We start from the raw sequence: 20,643 nt of genomic DNA, 5'->3' as shown, positions 1-20,643 counted from the left end.
ATAAGGCATTGCGGAACGCTGCAAAATCTCACAGCGCCACAGCAAGGCGTATAGGAGCGCCGAATGACGCTCCTATGGGACTACATCATTCCGCCCATGCCGCCCATTCCGCCCATATCAGGCATTGGAGGCATTGCAGGTTTCTCCTCTTTGATCTCGCTGACGGTCGCTTCGGTCGTTAGAAGCAGGCTTGCTACGGAGACCGCATTTTGAAGCGCAATGCGCTCGACTTTGACCGGATCGATGATACCTGCGTCAAACATATTGACGTACTCGCCATTTGCGGCGTTGAAGCCAAATTTTTTATCTGAGCCTTGCTCGACCTTATTAGCTACGACACCCGCGTCAAATCCCGCATTCTCGGCGATCTGGCGAAGCGGAGCGAAAAGCGCGCGCTTAACGATATCTGCGCCGATAAGCTCGTCGCCGCTTAGAGCTAGCTTTACGCTAAGTCCAGCTCTGATTAGCGCAGCGCCGCCGCCGATTACGATACCCTCGTCTACGGCTGCTTTGGTTGCGTTTAGAGCATCGTCCACGCGGTCTTTTTTCTCTTTCATCTCGGTTTCGGTCGCAGCGCCCACCTTGATAACCGCAACGCCGCCGCTAAGCTTAGCCATGCGCTCTTGAAGCTTCTCTTTGTCGTAATCACTCGTAGTCTCGGCGATTTGAGCTTTGATCTGCAAAACGCGCGCGTCGATATCTTTTTTCTTGCCCGCGCCGCCTACGATAGTGGTGTTATCTTTGTCGATCACGATGCGCTCAGCTTGTCCAAGATCGGCCATAGAAGCACTTTCTAGCGTTCTGCCAAGCTCCTCGCTGATGACGGTGCCGCCCGTTAAAATCGCGATATCTTCAAGCATCGCCTTTCTGCGATCGCCAAATCCCGGAGCCTTGACCGCGGAGATATTTAGCACGCCGCGAAGTTTATTTACGACCAAGGTCGCAAGTGCCTCGCCCTCGATATCCTCGGCGATGATTAGAAGCGGTTTGCCGCTTTTTTGAACCTGCTCCAAAACCGGTAATAGGTCTTTTAAATTTGTAATTTTTTTGTCAAATAGAAGCACTAGCGGCGAGCTTAGCTCAACTAGCATTTTCTCGGCATTTGTAATGAAATATGGGCTTAGATAGCCGCGGTCAAACTGCATTCCCTCGACTACGTTTAACTCATCGTTGATAGATTTCGCCTCTTCAACGGTTATGACGCCGTCCTTGCCGACTCTTTCCATAGCGTCTGCGATCAGATCGCCCACCGCGCTGTCGTTATTGGCAGAGATCGTAGCGACCTGAGCGATCTCTTTTTTGACACTTACTTTTTTGGATGATTTTTTTAGCTCCTCAATAACCGCAGCGCTAAATTTATCCATACCGCGCTTAACTTCGATCGGATTTGCGCCCGCAGTTACGTTGCGTAGACCCTCTTTAAAGATCGCGTGAGCTAGTACGGTCGCAGTCGTAGTGCCGTCGCCTGCTTGATCGTTAGTTTTGCTCGCTACTTCGCGCACCAAGGAAGCGCCCATATTCTCTAGCGTATCTTTTAGCTCAATCTCTTTAGCGACGGTTACGCCGTCTTTTGTGATCGCCGGAGCGCCGAAGCTTTTTTGGATTAAGACATTGCGACCGCGAGGTCCCATCGTAACTTTTACCGCGTCGTTTAGCTTTCTAACGCCCGCGTAAAGCTTGTTTCTTGCGTCGTCTGAAAAAATAATCTCTTTTGCCATTTTCAATCCTTTTTATTTAATTATGCCTAAAACATCTTCTAAATTTAAGATAAGAAATTTCTTATCGTCTAAGCTGATCTCGCTACCTGCGTATTTTGCAAACGCTACGGTATCGCCATTTTTGACGCCTTCACATTCGCTGCCGACGGCTACGATTTTGCCGGTCGAAGGCTTCTCTTTTGAAGCATTGTCGGGGATGATGATGCCCGAAGCGGTCTTTTTTGTTTCCTCCTCGCGCTCTATTAGAACGCGCTTGCCAAGTGGTTGAAATTTCATTTCAGTCCTTTCTTTGATTTGTGATTTCTAAAATTAGCACTCAATGTGTTTGAGTGCTAAGATTATATGCAAAATTTAAAATCTTGTCAATAGTTTATGAAAAATTTTTATAAAACTTTAGTGATTTAAACTCAAGTATTGAGATTTCAAACGTTAAATTTTAAGGGCTATAATACCCTCAAATTTTAAATTTTAAGGGGACGAAATGAAAATTTTCGGCATAATCGCAGGAATTTTAATCCTGCTTATCGTAGGCGCGGGCTGCATATTTTTCAGCGATTTTGGCAACAATCTTGCTAAGCCTTATATAGAAAATTTGATCAAAGAAAAAAGCGGCCTTGACGTGAAACTTGAGAAATTCGATCTAAATTTCGGCGATCTGGACATCAGCGCTAACGTAAATGACGCTGCAAATGTAAACGTAAAGGGCAAATACTCGCTTTTTGCGCGCTCTTTCGATCTTAACTACGACGCAAACGCGCACGATCTAGCCAAGCTCGGCATCAAAACGAGTGAAGGGCTAAGCCTCAAAGGGCAAATTTTAGGCGATCTTGGCAAATTCGGCGTCAACGGCAGCGGGCGGATTTTTGATAGCAACGTAAAATTTTTAGCAAATTTAAAAGACCTTAGTCCGCTTGATCTGCAAATCGACGCTAAGGGCTTAAACGTCGAAAAAGCCCTTGCCGTGGCCTCTCTGCCGATCTACGCCAAAGGAAATATCGACATTCTCTCAGACATCAAGGCTAGCAGCGGCGGCGCAGAGGGCAACGCGAGCGTCAAGAGTTCAAATTTGATCCTAAACGAATCTGCGTTTAAAGATATGAATATCTCCATCCCAAAGGGCGTGCAGATCACGCTAAACTCGGACATTACGGCGCAAAATGACGTCCTGCGAGCAGCAAGTAAGATCGATTCGACGCTAGGCAAGATCAGCGCCGAAAAGTCGGAATTTGATCTGAAAAGCAAAACTTTAAATTCCGATTTTAATCTAAATTTACCGGATCTAGCGAAGCTCGAAAGCCTTATCGGGCGCAAAATTTCTGGCGACGTTAAAGCAAACGGAAATTTAAAGACCGATTTTTCTACGCTTGAGCTTTCAAACTCGCAAATTTCAGCGTTTAAAGACGCGCTTAAAGCGGATGCGGAGGCTAAATACGATCTTAAAAACAAAAACGGCGAGCTGTCCGCAAAGCTAAACGCAAACGATCTAGCCGCGCTGCAAAACGTCCTGGGAGTGAAGCTGCAAGGCAAAGCAAACGGCGAGCTTAGCGCAGCTCTAGCGCAAAATGAGCTTAAAAATCTAAGCTTAAATCTAAACGCGATGGGCGGCAACCTGAATGCGAGCGGAAATTTAAGCGATCTGAAGCTTAAGGCGAGCAATCTAAATCTGGCTGTGCTTTCGGCTCTGTTTTATGGCAATGCGATCGGAAACGGCGCGATAAACGGCGATGCGAAGTTAAGCTTAAAGGACGGTATCAACGGTACGGCGCAAATTTCGCTCGCTAACGGCGTGATTTTTAAGAAATTTTTAGACGGCGCGACGGGCAAGAACTTCCCGAATGATCTAAAAGCGGACGCGCAGGCGCAGACAAATATCAAAAACTCCGTCGCGACCTTTAGCGCAAGCGCGAACTCCGATCTGGCGCAGCTTCAGAGCTTAAACGGCACTTACGAACTTAAAAACAAAGCGCTTAAGGCAAACTACGCGCTGCTGATCCCGAGCCTGCAGCGACTGGAGTTTTTTCTAAATCGCAGACTAAACGGCAAAATTGCCGCTACCGGTGAGCTTTCGCACGACGGCAAGAGCCTGTTTGCGACCGTAAATTCCAAGGTCGCGGGCGGTGAGCTGAACGGACAGATCGCGGGCGATGAAGTGAACTTTAAAATCCAAAATTTTATCGTCAAAGAGCTTACGACACTTCTAAATATCGACCACGTTTACGACGGCACTGGTAACGCAAATCTTACGTATAATACAAACTCGCACAGCGGCAAATTCGACGCGATCATCAACAACGGCCGCCTTCCTAGCGGCGGATTGATCGATAAAATCGGCAAAATTTTAGGCCGCGATCTAGGCGGCGAGGTCTATAACGACGCCAAAGTAAACGGCACGATCAAGCAAAATTTAATCAATTTCAACGCCGATATGAGCGCGCAAAAAAGCAAGCTAAACGTCACCGGCGGCACGCTGGATAGCAAAACGGGCGCGATTTCGGTGCCGGTTAAAGCAAATATCGAAAAGACCGATCTTGAAATAAACATCACCGGCACGATCAAGGAGCCGAAATACAATATCCAATCGGATTATCTAAAGGGCAAGCTCGACAAGCAGATCGGCAAGGGCATCGACAAGCTTTTTGGTGTGAAAAAGGACGATAACAGCAGCAAAAACGACGCAAAAAAGGAAAAATCTGACGCGATTAAGGGGCTGATAAATGGGCTATTTTAGCCCATTTGCTCCCATTTGGCGCTTAAAATTTATGGATACTGCTAAACGAGTGCGAAAATTGAAATTTTGAAATTTTGAAATTTCGCGCTAGCCGGCGTAGCTAGGGTCGCAAAATTTCAAAACTCGGCGGACGCTATTTATCGAAATTTTAAATCTCGTTTCGGTCTGTATTTTAATGACGCTCTGAATTTATCGCCGTAAACTTAGCCTGCTTGCGCCGCTATCCGCAATGAAATGCACGCCGCAAGCCTAGCGTCTTTTAAAGTGTTTCGTATCGATATTGCGCGCCGTGTTTTCTTGCTGCCGCTAAAATTTCGCGGCGCAACGTTTATTGCAGTTGGCGCCATGCTTGATAAAATTTACCCGCCATAATCGCAAGAAAAATGAGTGTCAAAGCTCCAAATACCATAGCCGTAAATTTATCATCCGTCGTAGCGTATTTGTCATATCTGAATTTCATCAGATACTCGCGCTGCGGAAGATCGACGCTCGCATTATAATCCAAAAATAAAACCTGATACGCCGTGCCGCGACCCTGAAACGGAAACGGACGGCTTTGATACCAAGCTTTAACTCGCTTGCCTTCCAGCCATTCGTATGCGATTAGCGAGATAGAAGGCTTGATATTCACGCCTTGCCACTCGTCCGCTCCTGAGCGCTTAAAATTAGCTTCAGCAATTGCTGCATTGAGCAAAATTTTATTTTTATAAAAAGAGGTTAAGTTATCCGTATCGCCATTTAAAAAGACTTTGATAAATTTGCGCTCGTCCGTAAAAATCTGCATATATTCGCGCCCATCATCGCTTCCGACATCTATGATTATTCCATTTGCGATTTTCAGATCATCTAAGCTTTTAGGATTCAAGCTAAAAAGAAATCCGTACCACATCGCCGCCAAATAAAATGCGATCATAAATAGATCAAACTTACGATCTAAGTTATACCAAATTTCGCCGAGCTTCATCGATCATTACATTGTAAGTTTCGCTGCAAGATACGGAATTTTACGGCTTTTATGATCGCGAGCTATGCTGCATCGCAAGCGCCTCCATCGCCCCGACGGGCAGAAATAGCACTACGCCCACGATTACCACTGGTATAGCCACGATGATGCCTAGCGTATCCAACAGGGCGTTGCCCTCGCAGCCCTCCGGCAAAACCTCGATGTTTGCGGCTATCGGGGAGCGCAGCCTATCGCTTGGCTTCATTATTTCGCTCAGATTTTTGATCTGCACGACGCGCGCGCGGAAGTAGAAAACAGCTTCGATCTCGCCTTTTTTCTCATCGATTTCGATGCGGTTCGCTAGAGCTTTGATTTTGGCGACGTCTGCACCGGCTGCGGAATTCAAAAATGCGCTGAAGCTACCGCGCACCTCGCCGTTTTTAGCATCGGTTACTTCGATCTGCACAAACTCGCGCTTAAGCCCCTTGGCGTATCCGCCATCGTAAAATTCCGAGATATTCTTAAGCGACGAACCGTTCGTTAGCACATAGCTGAGTTTCTCGCCTACGATGTATTCCTTGCCATCGTTTATGAAAAATGCCGTAATCTTTTCGGGCGTTTCATTTGCCCCAGGCACTACGTTTTGTTTGCACTGGCATCCCACAAGCAGGACAGCTAGTAAAACCGCGATAAATTTTTTCATGATGATCCTTTAAAAATTTTAAATTAGCGTATAAATTCCGCAACCAAAGCTCTATCTCAAAAAATTTCAGCGGTGAAATTTTACGTCGATACAATTTAGCCGTAGCCGAAATTTAGCCTCAAATGCAGGCTACTTCAGTGCCGCCTTGACCGCCTCGCTTAGGCGCTTGCCGTCCACGCTTGAGCCAAGCGCTTCTTTGGCGGCTTTCATCACGCGCCCCATATCCTTTGCGCCGCTCGCACCGAGCTCGGCGATTAGCGAGCTAACCTCGGCTGCAAGCTCGGCATCGCTTAGCTGCGCTGGCAGATAGGACGCGATGATCTCGATCTCACCCTGCTCTTTTTGCACCAGATCTTCGCGACCGCCCGCGCGATACTGCTCCACAGAGTCGTTTCGGCGCTTGATCTCGCTTTGAAGTATGCTAAAGACGCGCTCGTCGCTAAGGCTGATGCGCTCGTCCACCTCAACCTGCTTAAGCGCGGCGTTAAGCATCCGCAAGCTGTCTCTGCGGAAGTGATCGCCGCTCTTCATCGCCGTTTTAATGTCTTCTAAAATTTGCTCTCGCACACCCATTTTCTACTCCTTGAGATTGAAATTTCGGTGGTAATTGTAGCAAATTTAAAATTTGGCTCGGGTAAATTCAAGAGGATGAATTTTAAAATTTTAAAGATTTAGCGCGATTTGCGGCTAAGCTTAAAGCTCGCGCTGATATAGTCCGCGGCAAAGACTCGCGCGCAGCTCCCCTTTGCGGAAAAAAGCTCGCGCGAAGCGCGCTAAATTTAAAAAGCCTCGTAAGAATATAAAATTCCTACGAGGCAAAGCGAGTAATAGAAGCTCGCGAAAGCTCTATTTAGCGCGTGAGAATATCATTCGCACGATTTGAAGCAAGAAGCACACGCTTCCTACCAAAAAGATCGTATCACCGATGATTCGCGCCCAGCGGAGCCCATAGAGGCTATCTTTTTGCAAGAATTCCGCACTTCTTGCGTACCACATACCCACATCGATCGCCGCGAACGCCTGCAAAATTCCAACCGGTAGAAGCGAGATTAGCACCATCAGAAGCAGACCTGCATTTAGCGCCCAAAAGCCGATCTTCATCAGCGTATCGTCAAAGCTTTTTTGCCTGTAGATATACAGCGCCACGAGCCACACGAAGCCGAGCGCTAAAAAGCCGTATACGCCAAATAGCGCCGTATGAGCGTGCACTGCGGTGGTATTTAAGCCCTGAATGTAAAACAGCGCAAGCGGCGGGTTGATTAAAAAGCCGAAAACGCCCGCGCCCAGCATATTCCAAAACGCCACGGCGATGAAGCAGTAAAGCGGCCATTTTAAACGCTTAGCCCAATCCTGCGCGAATTGAAGCTTGTAGTAATGAAACGCCTCTGAGCCCAAAAGCACCAAAGGCACGACCTCAAGCGCCGAGAAGCTCGCACCCACAGCCATTATCGGCGTAGTGGTGCCCGCAAAATAGAGGTGGTGGAAGGTACCAGGAATTCCGCCGATTAGGAAAATCGACGCGCTAGCAATCGAGGTGTAGGTGGCAAATTTCTTGCTTACTAAGCCCAAGGACGCGAACACGAACGCCAAAGACGCCGTTGCGAAAACCTCGAAAAATCCCTCGACCCAAAGGTGCACGACCCACCAGCGCCAGTACTCCATTACAGGGATCGGCGAGCGCTGTCCGTAGAATAGTCCTGCGCCGTAAAAAAGCCCCACGGCGATAACCGAAGCGGTAAAGATCGCTAATAAATTCTTATCACCCTCGGCTCTAAAGCCCGCGATAAAGCCGCGAAGCACGAGCACCATCCAGATTACAAGGCCCACGAATAGTATCAGCTGCCAAATTCTACCGAGGTCTAAATACTCGTATCCTTGATGTCCGATCCAGAAGCTACTGCTTGGATCCATCTTGCCCGCAATCGCCATGTATTCGCCCGCGAAGCTGCCGACGACCAAGAAAAGAAGCGCGTAGAAAAGCACGTCCACGCCGAGCTTTTGAAATTTCGGATCCTTGCCGCCGTTGATGATCGGAGCCAAAAACAATCCTGCCGCTAAAAAGCCCGTAGCGATCCAGAAAATGGATGCCTGCACGTGCCAGGTGCGCGCTAGCGAGTAAGGGATATACTGCGAAATATCAAGCCCGAAAAAGGACTGACCCTCGATCGTATAGTGCGCAACAAAGCCGCCGATGAAGGCTTGAAATGCAAACAATGCAATCGCTACGAAAAGGTACTTGCCGAGCGCCTTTTGCGACGGCGTAAGCGCTAAAGCGGCGATCGGATCGGCGTTTAGCTTTGCAGGAGCCTCGAAATCCTCGTCCTTTTTGCCGTAGAAATTTCCAAACCATACTAAAAGACCGATGCCGGTAAGCAAAATAACGAGGCTTGCGATCGTCCAAACGACGTTTTCCGTGGTAGGGACATTGTCTATCAGCGGCTCGTGCGGCCAGTTATTGGTATAGGTCGCCTCTCCGCTCGGACGATCCGTAGAAACGGCCCAAGCAGTCCAAAATATGAAATCCATAAGCTCGGCGCGATGCTGCTCATTTGCGAGCGTGTTTTCCTTCATCGCGTAATCCTCGCGAAGCTTTTTAAAGCGCGGATCGTTTCCGAAAACGCCCATGTACTCGTCTTTTACGACCGCCATAGCCTTTAAGCGATCATCGCTTAGCTTAACGGCGCCGTCTTTTACGGTATTAGTGCGGTACTCGGCCTTGGTAAGAGCCTTGATCTGAGCCTTTTGTTCATCATTTAAAGCGTCAAATTTAGCTCCGAAGCGCTCCTGCGCCTTGATATCCATAAACGCGACTAGCTCCTTATGCAGCCAATCTGCACTCCAATCGGGCGCCTGATACGCGCCGTGACCCCAGATAGAGCCTACCTGCATACCGCCGATGCTCTGCCAGGCCTCCTGCCCGCGGTAAATACGCTCGGTGCTGATTAGCTCGTTGCCGCTAGCATCGGTAAATTTTACCACCGGCGGAGACTGCCTATACACCTCGCCGCCGTAAAAACCCAAGAAACTAAAGCCCACGATGAGCACCGCTACAAGCGCCATCCAGAGCTTCTTAAATTCTGCCATTTTCACTCCTTTAACTGAAATTAGGAGAGAATTCTACCCATTTAAATTTCTATAAGCATTGAGGTCCGTCAATAAAAAGATAAAATTTATCTGCTTAAGCTGGAATTTATTAAAATATACTGAAATAAAGGGTTTTAAAAAATTTTATATAAAATTTATATCTATAAATCTATTCCTGATCTCAATATTATCAAGATTTAGATTTAGTTTGTCTTTTAAATACTTTTTCAAATTTACTCGTTCATACTCACTTAACATAGTTAGCGGAATGGCAAAATAATTACTATGAGTACTATCTAATAAAATTAGAACATTTAAATTTATGCTATCTATTCTTCTTAAAATTTTAAGTACACCGAAGCAAAGAAGATTTATCGGATGCAAAGCGTACAATAAAATTAGCAAAAGAAATTTTTTAAACCTAGTTATATTGGCATTGTATTTGCAAGCGTCTTCAATCACGAGTCCAGAAAATTTATAAATAGCGATTTTATCGAAATTAGAAGCCTTTACACTTTTATGTACCGAATATACATCGTTATAATTTTTGCATAAAGAATTATATTCTATTCTATCGGAATAGAAATTTAAAAATTTATGTTTATTAATAAATAAAATTCCCACTAAAAAAGTAACAGCTCCTAAAAATTGATATGCCCGAGCACTTCCTCTGCAGAAAAATAGAAATATAACTAAAAATACAGCTAATGTTAAATAACATTCTGTGCTGATTTTAGTCCAATAATCTTTGATCATAAAAAGAGGCATTTCAGATTTATGATTTGAAAACTCCATGAAATAATACCTGAATCTTTTAAAAATTTAGTCATCATTTTACTATTGCTCAACTTAAATTTATTATAAATCAATCTTTTTATACTATACAATTTTAAAGTTGGTATTTTTACCAAAAGAGCCTTTACTATTTTTAATCTTTATAAAATTCCAATACCAAAATCCGTCGTTCGCACACTCCTAATCTATAATTTAAATTACGCCTAAACTAAATTTACAATGATCCGTCGCTGCTACTTTCGCGAGGTTTAGGAAGCGGCGAAATTTTAGTGTAATACTCGTCTTTGCCGTTGTACTGGCGGCTAAAAACGCCGTCTGGGACGGTGAAATTGCGCCTGGTTTGCGGATATTCTTTTAAATAGGCATCTAAAAATTTTGCAAATACCGGTGCTGCAGTACGCCCGCCACCCTCGACCTTTCGCATGGGTTTATAATCGTCATTGCCGTACCAGATGATGATCTGCAGATCGGGCGTAAAGCCGCAAAACCACGCGTCTATGCTATCGTTTGAGGTGCCTGTTTTGCCTGCTATGTCGATGCCCTGTACGCGTGCGCGAGTACCGGTGCCGCGCTGCACGATATTTTTTAGCAGCGTAGTCATCAGATATGCCTGTTCAGGGCGCAGCACGCGACGTCGCTCAGGCTCTATAAAGCGAGTTTTGCCGTCCTTATCAGTAATCGAAACGATAAATTTTGATTTTGCTGTAATTCCAAGCCCCGGAAACATCGAATACATTGTGGAGTATTCAAGCGGCGAAATTCCGTAGCTGCCGATAGCCACCGATAGAGCGGGCGGGACGTTTTTAAAGCCGAACTCGCCAAGCTTTTTTACCGCGCGATCAACGCCAATAGATTGCATCAGATTGATCGAGGCAAGGTTGCGCGAGCGAGTTAAAGCTTCTTTGATCGTGATGTAGCCGCTGTAAGTCTTGTCGTAATTTTTCGGCTTCCACGTTTTATCGCTGCCATCGTCGAATTCTCTAGCTATATCGGGAACTTCGGTCATCGTCGAGTAGCCCATATCAAGGGCGATTTGATAGACAAAAGGCTTAAAGCTGGAGCCGGTTTGGCGCTGGGATTGGCTGGCGCGATTGAAATTTGATTTCGAGTAATCCACGCCGCCTACTAAGGCTAAAATTTCGCCATTTTGCGGATGCGTGACGACCATAGCGCCATTTACATTGCTTGCATTAGCGTCTTTGTTGCGCTTTAAAATTTCATTGTAGCCGAAAACTAATGCCTCTTGCGCCATCGCTTGCGCCTTTAGATCAAGGCTCGTATCTATGCGGTATCCGCCCGTGCGGACGTCCGGTAGAATTTTTTCGGCTTCTTTTATGATCTCATCTACGGCATACGGCGCTACGTTTTGCGTGAGCGTTTCGTTGTAGATCGTAGGCTGCTCGTTCATCGCAAGCTCATATTCGGTCTTATTTATCCAGCCGAGCTCATGCATCCTATAAATCACGTTATTGGCGCGCGAAAGCGACAAATCCAGGTGCTTAGTAGGATCGAAGCTGCTAGGAGCTTTCGGCAAGCCCACTAAAATCGCGATCTCTTTAAGGCTTAAATCTTGCAAATCCTTTTTGAAATATCCTAAAGCCGCCGTGCGGATGCCGTAATATCCGTGCCCGAAATATACTTCGTTGAAGTAACGCTCTAGAATTTGTTCCTTACTTAGGGCGTTTTCTATCTTAAGCGATAGGATCGCTTCTTTGATCTTGCGATCAAGCTTCTTTTCGCTCGAAAGAACTAAATTCCGCGTGATCTGCTGTGTAATCGTGGAAGCCCCTTCGACGAATTTCATCGCTTTGACGTCCTTAATAATCGCCCTAAAAATCGCCTCGACATTCACGCCGCCGTGTTCGAAAAACGCCGTATCCTCGATAGCTACGAGCGCCTCGATCACGCGGCCTGGAATCTCGTCGAATTTTACGTAAATTCTATTTTGTTCATTGAAAACGTTGGCTATCAAATTACCGTTGCGATCATAAATTTTAGTCGTAAGCTCGGGATGATAATCGATGATCGAGTCCGATTCCAAGCGGATTTGCGAGTAAAAATACAAAAAAATCCCGCCTGCGGCAAACGCACAAACTGTAATAAAACTAAATAAAACTCTTACCATACAAACCTCTTTAAAATTTTCAGATCAAGCCCCATCGCCGTGAATTTTGACCCACGCGAGCTTTTGATATATTTTTCATTAAAGCCCTCGATACTCATCGCACCCGCCTTGCCGCGCCAATCACCGCTAGCGATATAGCCTTTTAAATCCGCTTCAGTAAATTCCGCAAATTCAAAGCTTGCGACGCTAAGTGCCGAAAGCTCTAACGCCTTACTACAAAAAATCATCGCAGTATAAACGGCGCAGCTAGCACCGCTTTGAGCTCGCAGCATCCTTAACGCGTCCGCTTCATCCCGCGCCTTGCCTAAAATTTTACCGCCGGCAAGCACGGAGCTATCGGCAAACAGCACTCTATCATAATTTTTATAAATTTTAAAAAACTGCGTTTTCTTAGCCAAGACAACGCGGTAAGCATAGGTGCGTGCATCGTCCTTACTAATGCCGCTTTCGTCGAAATTAAAAGGAATTTGCGTAAATTCTACGCCGTTATCCTTTAGAATTTGCGCTCTAGTAGGCGAACTGGAAGCTAAATAGATCATCAAAACTCGCCCACCGTCACGCCTAGATAAACGCAAATCAGCGTGACTACGATATTTAGCGGGATGAAATATTTAACGACGATGATTAAATGCTCATTCGCCTCAAGCTCATCTCCCGCATCCAAAGCTCGCTTCAAAGATAAAATTTTATAATGCATGTAGATAAAATTTAGTAGTATAAAGCCGGCGCCAGCCCATAGCGTCGCAATCGCGCCTTTTACCATAGGATCTGAAAATTTAAAACCTCCGCCATCCGCAAGAAAAAATCCACTTACGCAAACGATCACCAAAAATAGCGCAAAGAACTGCTCATAGCGTTTCATATATCGCAAAATTTCTGCAAATTTTATATCCTTCGCATCTACTTGGCTTTTACTGCTTAAATTCATAAAGATCCGCACGATCAAAAATACGCAGATCTGCGCGCAGACCAAAAAAATCACGCTTAAAATGTGAATCAGCGGCAAAATTTGCGAGGCTTTGATGAAGCCGGTATCGATTTCGTTCAAATTTTACCTTTTGCGTAAGAGATCGCCTCTTTGATCGCTTCTTCGATTTTTAGCACGTCCCTGCCGCCTGCGGTCGCAAAATCATCGCGTCCGCCGCCGCCACCGCCTAAAATTTGCGCCGCGAGCTTAACCCACTCGCCAGCTTTAATCGGCGCGTTTTTAACACCTGCTGCGATTGAAATTTTGCCGTCGGTGTCTACTTGCATCAGCATTATCGCCGCCTTTTCGTGGCTATTTTTAAACTCATCTATCATAGTTTTTATATCACCGCTTTCGACTGAGGCTACGCAAAGTTTGGTATCACCGATATTTAGAAAAGCCAGTGCATGAGAACTGCTTGCATGCTTGATCTGATCTTTTAGCGATCTGATCTCATCTTTTAATTTCTCAATCGCGCGGAGAGGCTCAATCCCTTTTAGCTCCGCAGAAATTTCAGCAAGCTTAGCGCGATTTTGAAGCGCCAAATTTAAAGCCGCGCGCGAACAAACTGCCTCGATACGCCTAACGCCCGCACTTACGCCGCTTTCTTTGACGATAAAAAACGACCCTATTTCGCTTAAATTACGCACGTGAATTCCGCCGCAAAGCTCCTTACTAATCTCTCCGAAGCTCACAACGCGCACTTTTGAGCCATATTTTTCGCCAAAAAGCGCAATCGCGCCGCTGTTTTTAGCATCATCTATATCCATAATCTCAGTTTTTGCCGCACAGCCCTTGCAAACGGCGTTATTTACAAATTCCTCGATTTTAGCTAGCTCCTCGTCGCTAAGTGCCTTAGGATGCGAGAAGTCAAATCTTAAGCGGTCTGCTTCGACTAAGCTTCCTGCTTGAGCGATATGAGCCCCTAGCACCGCACGAAGCACCGCGTGTAAAAGGTGCGTCGCGCTGTGATGACGTGCAATCTGCTCACGCTCCTCAGAAACCTTAAGCCCGACGATATCGCCGATTTTCAGGTTACGATTAAGGCGCAAGTGGGACAAATTTAACCCATAAAATTTCTGCGTATCAAACACATCGGCTATGGACTCCACTTCGCCGCTATCGCCAGTCTGACCGCCACTTTGTGCATAAAACGGAGTGACATCAAACATCGCCCAGCCGATATCGCCGGCTTTGAGCTCATCCACTTCCGCAAAATCCTCGTTAAGCAGCGCTAAAACCTTGCTCGTGCGGCTAAGCTCTTCGTAACCGCTAAATTTATTCTCACCAAATTTCTCTAGCAGTGCCTTAAAATCGCCACGGACGTTTTTATCGCCACTGCCCTTCCATGCGGCTTTAGCTATCTGCCTTTGCTCGCTCATAAGCGCGTCAAATTTAGCTTCATCCACGCGCAAATTTTTCTCGCGCAGCATATCGGCGGTCAGATCGAGCGGAAAGCCGTAGGTATCGTATAGTTTAAACGCGACCTCGCCGCTAAAAACTTCTTTAGTGCGCGCAAGCTCCTCGTTAAAAAGCTCGATGCCGTTTGCCAAAGTGGCGAAAAACCGCTCCTCTTCGAGTTTAATCTGCTCCTTTACGGCTTGCTTTTTCTCGTTCAGATAGGCATAGTGCCCGCCCATCAGCTCGCATACTTTATCCACGAGGCGATACATAAAGGGCTCTTTTATACCGAGCAAATAGCCGTGGCGAACGGCACGGCGCAGAATTCTACGCAAAACATATCCTCTACCCTCGCGATTAAAATTCGTTCCCTGTGCTAGCAAAAACGTAACCGAGCGGATATGATCGGCGATGACGCGATAGCTCGCGCCGCTTTCATAAACGTAAGGTTTGCCGCAAAGCTTTGCAACCTCATCAATTAGTGGCATGAAAAGCGAGCTGTCGTAGTTGCTAAACTTGCCTTCTTTAATCGCTGTGACGCGCTCAAGCCCCATGCCCGTGTCTATGCTAGGCTTTGGAAGCGGGCTAAGCTTGCCGTCTTTGCTACGCTCGTACTGCATGAAAACTAAATTCCAAATCTCTAAAAAGCGGTCGCCGTCGCCGCCCATATAATCCTCGGGCGAGTGAAAATGCTCCTCACCCTGATCGTAAAAAATTTCGCTGCACGGCCCGCATGGCCCGGTATCGCCCATCGCCCAAAAATTATCGTGATCGCCGAAGCGATATATGCGCTCCTGCGCTATGTGGCGCGCCCAGAACCCAAACGCCTCATCGTCCTTTTCGTGCACAGTGACGTAGAGTTTGTCTTTTGGAAGCTTTAAAATTTCAGTGATAAACTCCCACGCATAGGCAATCGCCTGCTCTTTGAAATACTCGCCGAAGCTGAAATTTCCAAGCATCTCAAAAAACGTATGGTGGCGCGCGGTATAGCCGACGTTGTCTAGGTCGTTGTGCTTGCCACCCGCGCGGATGCAGGTCTGACAGCTCGTGCGGATAGGCGGGATCGGGCGCGGAACGGCTCCTGTAAATATGCTTTTAAACGGCACCATGCCCGCGTTTGTAAACAGCAAGCTATCATCATCTGGCACCAGCGGCGCACTAGGAATGATCTGATGCCCCTTGCTTGCAAAGAAATTTAAATATTCGCTTCTAATATCCATGATTTGTCCTATTTCAAGTTAAATTTTAAAGGTGCATTTTAGCTAAATTAGATTTTAAAAATTATAAATTTTAACCATTCTTAGTTATAATGGCGCGAAAGATTAAATTTAGGGCATGGCGATGAAAAAAAAGATAGCGATCATAGGCATGGGCGAGCTTGGTCAAAAGCACTTCAGCGAGCTAAGAAGGAGCGATTATTTCGAGCTTGTAGCACTTTATCATAAGGGCAGCAGTGAAAATTTCGGCCCGCGCTATCCGATCTTTGATAATCTAACCGATCTTTTTAATACCGCTAAGCCCGATGCGGTGGTCATTACGGCTCCCCCGCCATCGCATAAAGAGCTGATTTTAAAATGCCTGCCGTTTACCAAAAATATCTTTGTAGAATCCCCACTCGCACAAAGCCTAGCCGAAGCTAGAGAGATAAACTACGCAGTCACCACTAACGGTACACGCCTAGCCGTAGGCTACTCCGACCGCTACAATCCTGTCATCGTATCCTTGCTACGCGAGCTTGCCAAGGGGGATAAAATTTTTTCGATGAGCTTCGTAAGCGGCTTTGCAAACGACGATAGAGCGGATATCGTCGCCAATGCCCTTTTTAGAGATATCGATCTTGTGCGGCTGCTTTCTCACAGCGAGATCGCCTGCATAGAACTTAGCAAAAATATCTCTAAAGAGCGCACTCTAGCCGCATGCGCGACGCTTCACACAAAAAGCGGCTGCTATTGCACGCTAATGCAGTCCAATCTCTATCCGATCAGGCGCCACGGTATAGAGATTTGCACCGACAGCGGTGTGTATTTCGGCGATCTAATCTCAATAACTCTTTTTAAAATTACGCCTGACGGGCGCGTAAATCTGCGCGTCGATCGCGACGATTTTTCGCTACGCCGCGAACACGAAGCGTTTTGCGCGATGTGCGACAGCAGCACTAACGCAGGTCTTGCAAGCGTAGAGGATGCGATAAAAATCAGAGAAATCATCTCATGAAAAAAGCCCTAATTTTACTCAACATGGGCGGTCCGAACAATCTGAGCGAGGTTGAAGTTTTTTTAAAAAATATGTTTAACGACCCCTTTATTTTGAGCGTTAAGAGCGATTTTTGGCGTAGCGTTTTAGCCTCACTCATTGTAAAAAGTAGAGCGGCGGCGGCGCGCAGCAACTACGAAAAATTGGGCGGGCGCTCGCCGATATGCTCCATCACCGAAGCGCTTTGCGAGCGGGTAAATTTACTCGCGCGAGCAAAATTAGGCGCGGGATTAAAATTTGAAAATGCAGCGGATGCGGGCGCCGCGAATGAGCCGCCGCAGAGCATCCCGACACAGAGCGAGGTGCTGCAAAATGAAGCGCCGCAGGATGAAAAACCAATAGACGAGCTGGTTTGCGATTATGCGATGAATTACACGCCGCCCTTTGCGGAGGACGTGCTTAAAAAATATGCGGATTTTGACGAGATAATTTTGATGCCTTTGTATCCGCACTTCTCAAAAACGACGGTGCAATCGAGCCTGTGTTCTGCCGAGGCAGCACTTAAACGGCTCGGTACAAAAAATTATAAAACCATTGACATCTTCTACGACATCGCCGCTTACAACGAAATTTTACTAAATTTAATTGCCGGATGCGTCGCAAAATTTAGCGCGGATGAAATTTCGCAAATTTCGCTTATATTTTCTGCGCATTCGCTGCCGGTAAAAATGATCACCGCGGGCGATCCTTACGAGGCACAGGTAGAGGCACACGTAAAAATTTTAAAAGATCTGTTGGCTACGCGCGGGATTAAATTTAAAGAGATTATTTTGGCGTATCAATCGCGCCTTGGCCCCGTAAAGTGGCTAGAGCCCAATATCGCGGACGTCTTGCGAGATCTGCAGAGCAAAAAAGCGCTGATATTCCCGATCGCGTTTTGTGTGGATAACTCCGAGACCGATTTCGAGCTGGATATTTTTTATAGGGCCCAGGCGCGCGAGCTGGGTTACGAATACTACGAAGTGTGCAAATGCCCGAACTCCCGCGAGGATTTTGCGAAATTTATACTCGCGCAAGCGCTGTAAATTTAGGAATTAAATTTAACTTTTCTATTCGAATTTTTTATACTTTTGCGGAGTTTGCAAGCCTAATACAATGCCGATAAAATCGGCGAAATTTTATCTTTTTTTAAACAATCTCCGCTTATTATATCGCCATATTTATTTTGAAAATACTTTAAATCAAAATTAATCTCTAACATTTTTTGGCAAATCAGAAAAATATTCTTATAACAATTTAAGACTACCTGTAATAGGTGCCCATTTTATCAACGCTTTCTCTACTCATCTACATCTCCTTTATTAAAATTTGATTACATAAAATAATTTACTTTATCAATAATATCGATATTAAGCTTATTTAAAAAATATTCTCTTACCTCTTTTGTATCTTTTTTTGAAACCAAAGGAACTATCTGTTTTCCGGTTCTTGTTTTAATGCATAAATATCCTGGATTATAAAATTCAAATTTTTTATTTTGGAGTATCGAAAAAAGGAATATTGGCAAAAATCTAACGACAAGTATAGAAACGATAAAAATAATTTCTTGATAGCCAAAACCTGACAATAGGGAAATCAAACACAAAATAAAACATAAAACATTTATTTTCAATTTATAGTTTTCCTTGATAAAATTATCATTGTTTATTTTAAAAATTTCCAACCCGCTTGATATGTTTTTAAAATATGTTATGTGCGAATTGTTGATAATAATATCATTTTCTTTTGCAAAATAGCAATACAAGGCGAACAGGCACAAAAATAAAACACTTAAAATAAAAATTGAATTTTGATTATATAGCAAATATGTTCTACCGCCATAATATAAATCTATCAAACCTTTGTTATATAAAATTTTTATGAAAATAGACGGAATAATGATTGCTATGATGATATAAAACTGCAAGTGCATAATGTTGTAATTTTTTATAACTATCGGATCTTTGTCGTAGTCTCTAGCCCCAGTTTTAGAATTTTTATTAGAAGCGGCATCATCGGAATTTGAATTTTGAAATTTTCTACAGCATTCTACGTTTAAATTTAGTTTATCTGAATTTTGATCGTTAGAATTTAAAGCTTTAGAATTTGTACTGTTTAAATCCAAGGCATTAAAATTTGAAGCATTTAAATTTGAGCTAACGGATTTTGAAGCATCAAAATTTTGAGCATTAAAATCTTCTTGCAAACCTTGCTCTAAATTTTGATGCCGTTCGTTTAGAATTTTCTTTAGCTCTTTGAGCCTTGCTTCATTCATCCTTATCCCCGCTAAGCTACTGATTTAGAAGTCTAAATTTAAACCCCAAGCAAATCTCAGAGCTTTCCTTGCGCGCCTTTATAGACGTTTTTCACGTCGTAAACCAGCGAGCCCGTGTAATCAAGCTCGAAAAATTGCTTATGCGCCACGGCGATTACGACGCAGTCGAATTTACGCAAATCAGGCTTTTGCAGCAGATCGATGTCGTAGTATCTCTTGGCGTCGGCGGCGCTAGCCCAAGGATCATAGACGCTTACTTCGCAGCCGAAATTTTTAAGCTCGTTTATCATATCCACGACGCGCGTATTGCGGGTGTCGGGGCAGTTTTCTTTAAACGTAAGTCCTAGGATCAAGACCTTTGCGCCCTTTACCTTTTCGTCGTATTTTATCATCATCTTGACGACCTCCGTAGCGACGTAGCTTCCCATATTATCGTTAATGCGGCGGCTTGAGAGGATGATTTCGGGGTGATAGCCCACCTCGGTCGCCTTCTGCGCCAGATAATACGGATCGATGCCGATGCAGTGTCCGCCCACGAGGCCCGGACGGAAGCTTAAGAAATTCCACTTCGTAGCCGCCGCGTCGATGACGTCGTTGGTATTGATACCGAGCTTGCCGAACAGGATCGCAAGCTCGTTGATAAAGCCGATATTGATGTCGCGCTGGGTGTTTTCGATCACCTTCGCGGCCTCGGCGACCTTGATGCTGCTAGCGCGAAAGGTGCCGTTTTGCAGGATGCTAAGATAGACGCTATCTACGACATCCAAAGCCTCCTGGGTGCTTGCCGAGACGATCTTTTTGATCTTCGTGACGGTGTGAATTTTATCGCCCGGATTGATCCGCTCGGGCGAATATCCGCAGAAAAAATCGCGGTTAAATTTAAGCCCGCTGACTCGCTCTAAAACCGGTACGCAGTCCTCCTCCGTAGCGCCCGGATAGACGGTGCTTTCATACACGACGATGTCGCCCTTTTTAAGCACGGCTCCGACGCTTTCGCTAGCTTTGATTAGCGGCGTAAGATCGGGGCGATTTAGCCTATCTACGGGCGTCGGCACGCACACGATATAAAAATTGCTCTGCCTCATATCATCTAGATTTGCGCTAAATTTAAGCCCGTTTTGAATCGCCGCAGCAAGCTCCTCGTCGCTAAGCTCCAGCGTGCGATCGTGCCCGCCGCGCAGCTCGTCTATGCGCTCTTGCGAGACGTCAAAGCCCACGACCTCGTGTTTCGCGGCAAACGCCGCCGCTAAAGGAAGCCCAACGTAGCCAAGCCCGATTATCGCTATTTTCATTTTTCCCTCATTTGCTTTCATGTTTTCCTCTTTTCTTTGCGTTAAATTTCATCGTTAAATTCCGCAGCCAAACTCGCTAAATTTCATACCCGCGCAGACATACGGCGCGAATTCATAGCGCTGCGTCTTAAAAATTTAAAGCTATAAGCTCACTCGCCATTTTGCTTGCATTATTTGCGCAACGGCAAATTTAAAATTTTGCCTTGATACGGAATTTTACGCCGCACCGAATCCCACATCGCGATAAAATTCCATCTTCGTGCCGTTAAAATTTACGCCACGAAATTCTATCCCGCCAAAATTCCGCGCCGTAGAATTTAAACGTCGCCAAGCCTTACGAAGCCGCACCGAATTCCGCGAAATTTAAACGCTGTAAAATT

At 45.6% G+C, this 20,643-nt stretch carries 16 protein-coding genes; 3 read left to right on the top strand and 13 right to left on the bottom strand.

What is annotated here, in order from left to right:
- Nucleotides 1–80: 80 nt before the first annotated feature.
- Both groL and groES read right to left on the bottom strand, forming a co-directional pair.
- Complete coding sequence (gene groL / locus Q0380_RS10325; protein ID WP_298963442.1) at nt 81–1,718, bottom strand: chaperonin GroEL; 1,638 nt, start codon at nt 1,716–1,718, stop codon at nt 81–83.
- A gap of 12 nt (nt 1,719–1,730) precedes the next feature.
- On the bottom strand, nt 1,731–1,994 hold the full coding sequence (gene groES, locus Q0380_RS10320; protein ID WP_295151472.1) for a co-chaperone GroES: 264 nt from the start codon (nt 1,992–1,994) through the stop codon (nt 1,731–1,733).
- A gap of 205 nt (nt 1,995–2,199) precedes the next feature.
- Between groES and Q0380_RS10315 the strand changes: the two genes are divergently transcribed.
- On the top strand, nt 2,200–4,446 hold the full coding sequence (locus Q0380_RS10315) for a hypothetical protein (protein WP_298963440.1): 2,247 nt from the start codon (nt 2,200–2,202) through the stop codon (nt 4,444–4,446).
- A 328-nt stretch (nt 4,447–4,774) separates the two neighbouring features.
- Here Q0380_RS10315 and Q0380_RS10310 read toward each other — a convergent pair whose 3' ends face one another.
- The 9 genes from Q0380_RS10310 to alaS all read right to left on the bottom strand — a co-directional run bounded on the left by Q0380_RS10310 (nt 4,775) and on the right by alaS (nt 15,684).
- Nucleotides 4,775–5,410: a hypothetical protein gene (locus Q0380_RS10310; protein ID WP_298963437.1), complete on the bottom strand. Its 636-nt coding sequence runs from the start codon at nt 5,408–5,410 to the stop codon at nt 4,775–4,777.
- Nucleotides 5,411–5,459: 49 nt separating this feature from the next.
- The gene (locus Q0380_RS10305) at nt 5,460–6,092 is read right to left on the bottom strand and encodes a hypothetical protein (protein ID WP_298963435.1); all 633 of its coding nucleotides are present in this window, start codon (nt 6,090–6,092) and stop codon (nt 5,460–5,462) included.
- A 129-nt stretch (nt 6,093–6,221) separates the two neighbouring features.
- Nucleotides 6,222–6,665 carry a GatB/YqeY domain-containing protein gene (locus tag Q0380_RS10300; protein WP_298963432.1) on the bottom strand — a complete coding sequence of 148 codons (444 nt, stop codon included), beginning with the start codon at nt 6,663–6,665 and terminating at the stop codon, nt 6,222–6,224.
- Nucleotides 6,666–6,938: 273 nt separating this feature from the next.
- Complete coding sequence (locus tag Q0380_RS10295) at nt 6,939–9,176, bottom strand: nitric-oxide reductase large subunit (RefSeq protein WP_298963430.1); 2,238 nt, start codon at nt 9,174–9,176, stop codon at nt 6,939–6,941.
- 144 nt (nt 9,177–9,320) lie between these two features.
- Nucleotides 9,321–9,971, bottom strand: coding sequence for a hypothetical protein (locus Q0380_RS10290; RefSeq protein ID WP_298963428.1), 651 nt, complete (start codon nt 9,969–9,971; stop codon nt 9,321–9,323).
- A 214-nt stretch (nt 9,972–10,185) separates the two neighbouring features.
- Nucleotides 10,186–12,096: a transglycosylase domain-containing protein gene (locus tag Q0380_RS10285; RefSeq protein ID WP_298963426.1), complete on the bottom strand. Its 1,911-nt coding sequence runs from the start codon at nt 12,094–12,096 to the stop codon at nt 10,186–10,188.
- Nucleotides 12,090–12,635: a septum formation inhibitor Maf gene (maf, locus tag Q0380_RS10280; protein ID WP_298963425.1), complete on the bottom strand. Its 546-nt coding sequence runs from the start codon at nt 12,633–12,635 to the stop codon at nt 12,090–12,092. The genes Q0380_RS10285 and maf overlap by 7 nt, the downstream gene beginning before the upstream one ends.
- Nucleotides 12,635–13,144, bottom strand: a complete 510-nt coding sequence (locus Q0380_RS10275) for a hypothetical protein (protein ID WP_298963422.1) — start codon at nt 13,142–13,144, stop codon at nt 12,635–12,637. Before Q0380_RS10275 ends, maf begins: the two co-directional genes overlap by 1 nt.
- On the bottom strand, nt 13,141–15,684 hold the full coding sequence (gene alaS, locus Q0380_RS10270; RefSeq protein ID WP_298963420.1) for an alanine--tRNA ligase: 2,544 nt from the start codon (nt 15,682–15,684) through the stop codon (nt 13,141–13,143). The genes Q0380_RS10275 and alaS overlap by 4 nt, the downstream gene beginning before the upstream one ends.
- Nucleotides 15,685–15,805: 121 nt before the next feature.
- Between alaS and Q0380_RS10265 the strand changes: the two genes are divergently transcribed.
- Nucleotides 15,806–16,678 (top strand): Gfo/Idh/MocA family oxidoreductase, encoded by an 873-nt coding sequence (locus Q0380_RS10265; protein ID WP_298963419.1) that lies wholly within the window; start codon nt 15,806–15,808, stop codon nt 16,676–16,678.
- On the top strand, nt 16,675–17,742 hold the full coding sequence (gene hemH / locus Q0380_RS10260) for a ferrochelatase (RefSeq protein ID WP_298963416.1): 1,068 nt from the start codon (nt 16,675–16,677) through the stop codon (nt 17,740–17,742). The genes Q0380_RS10265 and hemH overlap by 4 nt, the downstream gene beginning before the upstream one ends.
- A 287-nt stretch (nt 17,743–18,029) precedes the next feature.
- On the opposite strand, the gene Q0380_RS10255 is transcribed toward hemH, so the two are convergent.
- Together Q0380_RS10255 and Q0380_RS10250 are read right to left on the bottom strand one after the other, a co-directional pair.
- Nucleotides 18,030–18,971, bottom strand: a complete 942-nt coding sequence (locus Q0380_RS10255) for a hypothetical protein (RefSeq protein ID WP_298963413.1) — start codon at nt 18,969–18,971, stop codon at nt 18,030–18,032.
- Nucleotides 18,972–19,027: 56 nt separating this feature from the next.
- Entirely contained in the window at nt 19,028–20,263 is a 1,236-nt protein-coding gene (locus Q0380_RS10250) for a nucleotide sugar dehydrogenase (protein WP_298963409.1), read from the bottom strand.
- Between the last annotated feature and the right edge of the window lie 380 nt (nt 20,264–20,643).

This window comes from uncultured Campylobacter sp. (assembly GCF_937959485.1).
GTDB lineage: Bacteria > Campylobacterota > Campylobacteria > Campylobacterales > Campylobacteraceae > Campylobacter_B.
Note: the sequence above shows the minus strand (reverse complement) of the source record. Positions and strands in the feature narration are given on the sequence as shown.

Bases quoted from the DNA above. Each gene is read 5' to 3' on its own strand.
- Q0380_RS10250 (WP_298963409.1), bottom strand. From the start codon at position 20,263: ATGAAAATAGCGATAATCGGGCTTGGCTACGTTGGGCTTCCTTTAGCG.
- Q0380_RS10295 (WP_298963430.1), bottom strand. From the start codon at position 9,176: ATGGCAGAATTTAAGAAGCTCTGGATGGCGCTTGTAGCGGTGCTCATC.
- Q0380_RS10310 (WP_298963437.1), bottom strand. From the start codon at position 5,410: ATGAAGCTCGGCGAAATTTGGTATAACTTAGATCGTAAGTTTGATCTA.
- Q0380_RS10290 (WP_298963428.1), bottom strand. From the start codon at position 9,971: ATGGAGTTTTCAAATCATAAATCTGAAATGCCTCTTTTTATGATCAAA.
- Q0380_RS10300 (WP_298963432.1), bottom strand. From the start codon at position 6,665: ATGGGTGTGCGAGAGCAAATTTTAGAAGACATTAAAACGGCGATGAAG.
- Q0380_RS10315 (WP_298963440.1), top strand. From the start codon at position 2,200: ATGAAAATTTTCGGCATAATCGCAGGAATTTTAATCCTGCTTATCGTA.
- Q0380_RS10285 (WP_298963426.1), bottom strand. From the start codon at position 12,096: ATGGTAAGAGTTTTATTTAGTTTTATTACAGTTTGTGCGTTTGCCGCA.
- maf (WP_298963425.1), bottom strand. From the start codon at position 12,635: ATGATCTATTTAGCTTCCAGTTCGCCTACTAGAGCGCAAATTCTAAAG.
- groL (WP_298963442.1), bottom strand. From the start codon at position 1,718: ATGGCAAAAGAGATTATTTTTTCAGACGACGCAAGAAACAAGCTTTAC.
- groES (WP_295151472.1), bottom strand. From the start codon at position 1,994: ATGAAATTTCAACCACTTGGCAAGCGCGTTCTAATAGAGCGCGAGGAG.
- Q0380_RS10265 (WP_298963419.1), top strand. From the start codon at position 15,806: ATGAAAAAAAAGATAGCGATCATAGGCATGGGCGAGCTTGGTCAAAAG.
- hemH (WP_298963416.1), top strand. From the start codon at position 16,675: ATGAAAAAAGCCCTAATTTTACTCAACATGGGCGGTCCGAACAATCTG.
- Q0380_RS10255 (WP_298963413.1), bottom strand. From the start codon at position 18,971: ATGAATGAAGCAAGGCTCAAAGAGCTAAAGAAAATTCTAAACGAACGG.
- Q0380_RS10305 (WP_298963435.1), bottom strand. From the start codon at position 6,092: ATGAAAAAATTTATCGCGGTTTTACTAGCTGTCCTGCTTGTGGGATGC.
- alaS (WP_298963420.1), bottom strand. From the start codon at position 15,684: ATGGATATTAGAAGCGAATATTTAAATTTCTTTGCAAGCAAGGGGCAT.